Origin of the sequence: Bradyrhizobium valentinum, assembly GCF_001440405.1 — a bacterium.
In the GTDB taxonomy this organism is placed as follows: Bacteria; Pseudomonadota; Alphaproteobacteria; order Rhizobiales; family Xanthobacteraceae; genus Bradyrhizobium; species Bradyrhizobium valentinum.
In genome coordinates, this window is record NZ_LLXX01000053.1 from 3,822 (window position 1) to 9,180 (window position 5,359).

Here is a 5,359-nt window from a genome sequence, read left to right on the forward strand (position 1 = left end):
GAACGTAGATGCCCGGGACAAGCCCGGGCATGACGTCTTCGGTAGCCAAATATCACGCGTGCTTGACGTGCTTCTCGAGGCCCGGATCGATCAGTTCGCCCTTCATGAGAGCCAGCGGCGCCTTGTAGTACAGCTTGAGATCGCTGAAGGGGTCGGTGAGGATCTTGGTCATCCAGACGAGACCCGTCTCGACGTCGCGGATGAAGAACAGGTGGACGGTGCGGAACAACAATCCGCCGATGCCGACCGCCAGCCAGACCTTGGCCACCTGACGCATGAAGTCGGCGCTCGACGTCCAGGGCGTAAACAATCCGAACAGCGTCGGATCGAGATACAGCACCAGCGGCGACAGCGCCCAGATCGCCATCAGAACGACCTTGCGCTGCAGATTGTAGCCGACCTTGATCTCTTCCTTGTGCTCATGGGTCGCCTGGTTGACGTGGTCATAGCCGCGCGGCTCGAAGAAGAAGTGACCGGCCTGCCGCGTGGTCATCGAAACCAGCCAGCCAACCAGCGCGGACACCACGGGATCGAAGAACAGCATCGCATAGGCGAACAGGAAGCTCGCCGCGCTGACGAAGTGCAGCGACTGGTTGATGCGGCTGTGGTGATAATAGCGATGGTCGTCCCAGCGCTGGGTTCGCAGTTCCTGCAGGAAATTCTTGATCATTCTCTACCCCCAAGTTCTTTCGGGTTTGACGTTTAACGAGATTCGATGTCCGGCATGTGACATCATGATGTTGACATGTGACGGAGCGCAGCGGCGCGACGACGCGAGACGGCAACGCTGGCGCGTCAGGCCGCCGCGGCGACGTCGGCTTTACGAAAACGCACCAGGGAGAAGTGGCCGAGCGGCGGCACCAGGCGGCGCTCCGCCAGCTCCATGCCGCGCGCGCCCGCCAGCCATTGCGCGTAGCGCGACCAGGCGAACTCGGCGGTGCGGAAGCCGAGCGGGCGAACCACCGGCTGCAGCCGCTGCTCGATGAAGCGGCGCATGCCGGCATCGGCGCTCACGCGGGTGAGGATGATGAGTTCGCCGCCCGGCCGCAGCACGCGGGCGAATTCGTCGAGCGCCTTTTCGGGGTTCGGCACCGCGGTGACGACATATTGCGCCATCACGACATCGAACGAATCGTCTGGGAATTCGAGGTTTTCGGCGTCCATCACCGCAAGCCCTTCGACGTTCTTCAGGCGGAGTTCGTCGACGCGCTTCTTCGCCTTCTGCAGCATCGCTTCCGAAATATCGGTGCCGAAGATGCGCAGATGCGGCGCATATAGCGGCAGCGAAATGCCGGTGCCGACGCCAACCTCGAGCACGCGGCCGCCGATCTTGTTGGTTGCCTGGATGGCCGCCTTGCGGCCCTTAGAGAACACGCCCCCGAACACAAGGTCGTAAACCGGCGCCCAGCGATCATAGGCCTGCTCGACCGTTTCGCGGTCGAAATCCAGGGGCCTCGTCCCGTCAAGCTTGATGATGTCTGCCATGGTTGGTTCTGCCTTCTCGTCTCACGCAACTGGTTATGATGATCGAATTTTGTGTTCAGCCCTGCACCGCGCTTGTGGCGGGCGCCCGGCGCACCGGCCGCAGCACGCGGCTCGGCTGCAGCGCCGTCAGATTGCCGATGAACTGGCGCGCGCTGTTTTCCCAGGAACGCGAAAGCGCAAAATTCCGGCAGGCCTCGCGCGACATCGTCAGCGCGCGCAAGGACGCGCTGCGCAGATCGGTGTCAATTGCGCCGATCGGGTGATCTGCAATGACATCCTTCGGGCCGGTGACCGGGAACGCCGCGACCGGCGTTCCGCAGGCCAATGCCTCGAGCTGCACGACACCGAACGTATCGGTCAGGCTCGGAAACACGAAGACGTCAGCGGCGGCGAGATGCGCGGTCAGGTCCGCGCCCTTCTTCTCGCCGAGGAAAATCGCGTCCGGGTATTGTTTCGCGAGCTGCGCCCTCTGCGGGCCGTCGCCAACGACGACTTTCGACCCCGGCAGGTCGAGCGACAGAAACGCTTCGAGATTCTTTTCCACCGCGACGCGGCCCATGGTCATGAAGATCGGCCGCGGCAGATCGAGCGCCGCAGGCGCATGCGGATTGAACAGTTCGGTGTCGACGCCGCGTGTCCAGAAACCGAGCTTCCGAAAACCCCGCGCGCCGAGTTCCTGCCGCAGCGAGTCGGTCGCGACCATGGTCGTGGAAGACGCGGCATGAAAGTGCCGCAGCACCGCATAGCCGACGCTGGCGGGAAGCCCGCTGCGGACGGCGATATATTCGGGAAAGCGCGTCGTATAGGACGTCGTAAACGCCAGCTTGCGGCGGCGGCAATGGGCGCGCACCATCCAGCCGATTGGCCCCTCGGTCGCGATGTGGATGGCGTCCGGCGCCGCCTCCTCGATCCGCCGCGCAATCTCGCGCCGGTTCGGCAGCGCGATGCGCAGTCCCGGATAGGTCGGCAACGCCATCGACGGAAACCCGTCCGGAGTGAGAAAGCTGATATCGGCGCCAAGTGCGGAGGCGCTCTTCGCCAGGGACGTCAGCGTACGGACGACGCCGTTCACCTGCGGATGCCATGCATCGGTCGCAATCAGTATCTTCATGTCCCGGACCCGAGATTAATGATTCTCAAATCCGACGTTGGGACATGGATATTTCAAGCGTATGACGTCATCGTTCTGTAAGGATGTTTTTAGGCTCAACTCCACGCATTTTCATGTAACGTGACAGAACGATGTCAGACCCAAACGACAATCCCGCGCGATCCCGCCGACGGCGAAAGCGGAAAAGCTATGCGCTTTTGATCCTTGCCGCCGGCATGCTCGCGTTCTGCGTCGCTGCGGGCACGCTGTATTACGTGCTGCGGCCGACGACGCTGCGGATTGCGGTGGGGCCTGCCGGCAGCGACGACCAGAAGCTGATCCAGTTGATAGCGCAGACCTTTGCGCGCGAGGGCAGCTCGGTGCGGCTGACGCCGATCACGACGGAAGGGGCGGTGGAGAGCATTGCCCTGTTCACGGACGGCAAGGCCGATCTCGCGGTGGCGCGCGGCGACCTGAACCTGCCGGCTAGCGCCGAGTCGGTCGCCATCCTGCGCAAGAATGTCGTCGTGCTGTGGGCGCCTTCCGGCCTTCCCGCCAAAGGCTCGAAGAAGCAGCCCACGGCCAAGATCAAGAGTCTCGACGAACTCGCCGGCCACCGCGTCGGCGTGATCGGGCGGACGCAGGCCAATGTCGCGCTGTTGCGCAGTATTCTGAAAGAGTCCGGCATCAATCCCGACAAGGTCACGATCAGCCAGTTTGCCACCAACCAGATCAACGAGATGGCGCGCGATCAGTCGGTCGACGCCTTCATGGCGGTCGGCCCGCTCAAGAGCAAGATCACCGTGGACGCGATCGCGGCAACGGCGGCGGCGCGCGGCGAGCCGAAATTCCTGCCGATCGAGGTTTCCGATGCGATCTCGAAGAAAAACCCGATCTACGAATCCGAGGAGATTCCCGCCAGCATCTTCGGCTCCTCGCCGCAGCGGCCGGAAGACAAGATCGACACCGTTGCCGTCAACCACCTGATCATCGCGGCGAAGTCGTTGTCGGATACGGCGGTCGCAGCCTTCGCACGGCAGCTCTTCACCAACCGTCAGCAGCTCGCGCGTGAACTGCCGACCGCCTCGCAGATCGAAAAGCCTGATACCGACAAGGACGCTGCATTACCAGCGCATGCGGGAGCGGCGGCCTATATCGACGGCAACGAGCGAACGTTCCTTGAAAAGTACACCGACTATATCTGGGGCGCGATCCTGATTCTCTCAGGCTTGGGGTCGGTCGGCGCCTGGTTCAAGCACTACTGGAACAGGGACGAACGCGAGGTGTATGTCGGCCATCGCGATGAGCTGCTCGACCTGATTTCCAGGGTCCGCAAGGCGGAAACGCCCGAAGAGCTGGCGCAGATGCAGAACACCGCCGACGGGATATTGCGTCACGCGCTCGATTGCTATGACGACGGCGCCGTTGAGGACGGCGACCTCTCGGTAATCGGTTTGGCGCTCGAACAATTCCACCACGCGGTGGCCGACCGCCGGACCGTGCTCAATGCGGCTGCCGCCGAGGCACCGCCGATGCGCGCCCGCCAGACCATCTGATTGGTTTGGCCGGCTTTGCCTTCGATCGACTAGGTTTACCTGCGCCGGCGCAACGGGCGCGTTTCTTCCTTCTCCCCTTGTGGGAGAAGGTGGCGCGGACGCAGTCCGCGACGGATGAGGGGTCTGTCTCCGCGGAGAGGACCCCTCACCCGTCTCAATCGCGCCTTTGCGCGATTGATCCACCCTCTCCCACAAGGGGAGAGGGGAAGGCCGTTCGGCCCACGGCCGTCAACGAAACCTTAATGAAACAATTCCCTAACGCCACGAAACCATTTTGGCGATTTCGTGCAAATGTCCTGAAACGGTTCATCTCTAGAGGTTTCCCCAACGAAGCGCCGAACTGGTGCGACAAACAGGGGGACGATCATGTCCAATTCATTCAGACTGCCGCGCTTCGCGGCCGCCACCCTCGGTGCGCTGGCGATCGGCGCGACTGCATTTTCCGCACCCGCCGCCGCGGCCCCGCTGCCGCTGTTTCCGTTTTTTCTGCCGCAGATTGAAGCAGCCCCGCCGTCGATGGAGGCTGTGCCCCGGGACGAAGAAGAGCGGACGGTCGAGCTGCCGGCACGCCTGCGCCGCCAGGTCGTGAACTACTATACCCGCGAGGCGCCGGGCACGATCATCATCGATACGCCGAACACCTATCTCTACCTCGTGCTCGGCAACGGCCAGGCGATGCGCTACGGCATCGGCATCGGCCGCGACGGTTTCACCTGGTCGGGCACGCAGACGATCACCCGCAAGTCCGAATGGCCGGCCTGGACCCCGCCCCCGCAAATGATCGCCCGCCAGCCCTATCTGCCGCGCCATATGGCGGGCGGCCCCGGCAACCCGCTCGGCGCCCGTGCGATGTATCTCGGCGGCACCATCTATCGCATCCACGGCACCAACGCGCCGGAGACGATAGGAACCCGCGTTTCCTCGGGCTGCCTCCGCCTCACCAATGAAGACGTCAAAGACCTCTATTCGCGGGTCAGCGTCGGAACCAAGGTGATCGTGCTGCCAATGACCGATCGCCGCGCCGACCTCGGCCGGACCATCCGCTAAGCCAATAAAGTTTGAACGACCCGGAACGGCCCCGGCATTCGCCGGGGCCGTTTTCTATTGACCTGATCTCGCGGCAATGTGCAGTGGCGTCCCCCTCGCCGCCCCTGTAAAACACCTCGGGGCGATTCAATGCGGGCCGGGGGGACGATGCGTCTGCCGATGCGTCTCAAGACAATTGCGA

5 protein-coding genes are annotated in these 5,359 nt (G+C 63.2%); 2 read left to right on the forward strand and 3 right to left on the reverse strand.

What is annotated here, in order from left to right:
• Window positions 1–52: 52 nt before the first annotated feature.
• The 3 genes from CP49_RS09485 to CP49_RS09495 form a co-directional block, all read right to left on the reverse strand.
• Window positions 53–670, reverse strand: coding sequence for a hypothetical protein (locus CP49_RS09485; RefSeq protein ID WP_057850009.1), 618 nt, complete (start codon window positions 668–670; stop codon window positions 53–55).
• A gap of 125 nt (window positions 671–795) precedes the next feature.
• A complete protein-coding gene (locus tag CP49_RS09490; RefSeq protein WP_057850010.1) occupies window positions 796–1,485 on the reverse strand; it encodes a class I SAM-dependent methyltransferase in 690 nt (229 codons plus the stop codon).
• A 55-nt stretch (window positions 1,486–1,540) separates the two neighbouring features.
• Window positions 1,541–2,596 (reverse strand): glycosyltransferase family 4 protein, encoded by a 1,056-nt coding sequence (locus CP49_RS09495; RefSeq protein WP_057850011.1) that lies wholly within the window; start codon window positions 2,594–2,596, stop codon window positions 1,541–1,543.
• 131 nt (window positions 2,597–2,727) lie between these two features.
• On the opposite strand from CP49_RS09495, the gene CP49_RS09500 reads away from it, so the two are divergent.
• Both CP49_RS09500 and CP49_RS09505 read left to right on the forward strand, forming a co-directional pair.
• Window positions 2,728–4,131 carry a TAXI family TRAP transporter solute-binding subunit gene (locus tag CP49_RS09500; RefSeq protein WP_057850012.1) on the forward strand — a complete coding sequence of 468 codons (1,404 nt, stop codon included), beginning with the start codon at window positions 2,728–2,730 and terminating at the stop codon, window positions 4,129–4,131.
• 366 nt (window positions 4,132–4,497) lie between these two features.
• Window positions 4,498–5,178: a L,D-transpeptidase gene (locus tag CP49_RS09505; protein ID WP_057850013.1), complete on the forward strand. Its 681-nt coding sequence runs from the start codon at window positions 4,498–4,500 to the stop codon at window positions 5,176–5,178.
• The last annotated feature ends 181 nt before the right edge of the window (window positions 5,179–5,359 follow it).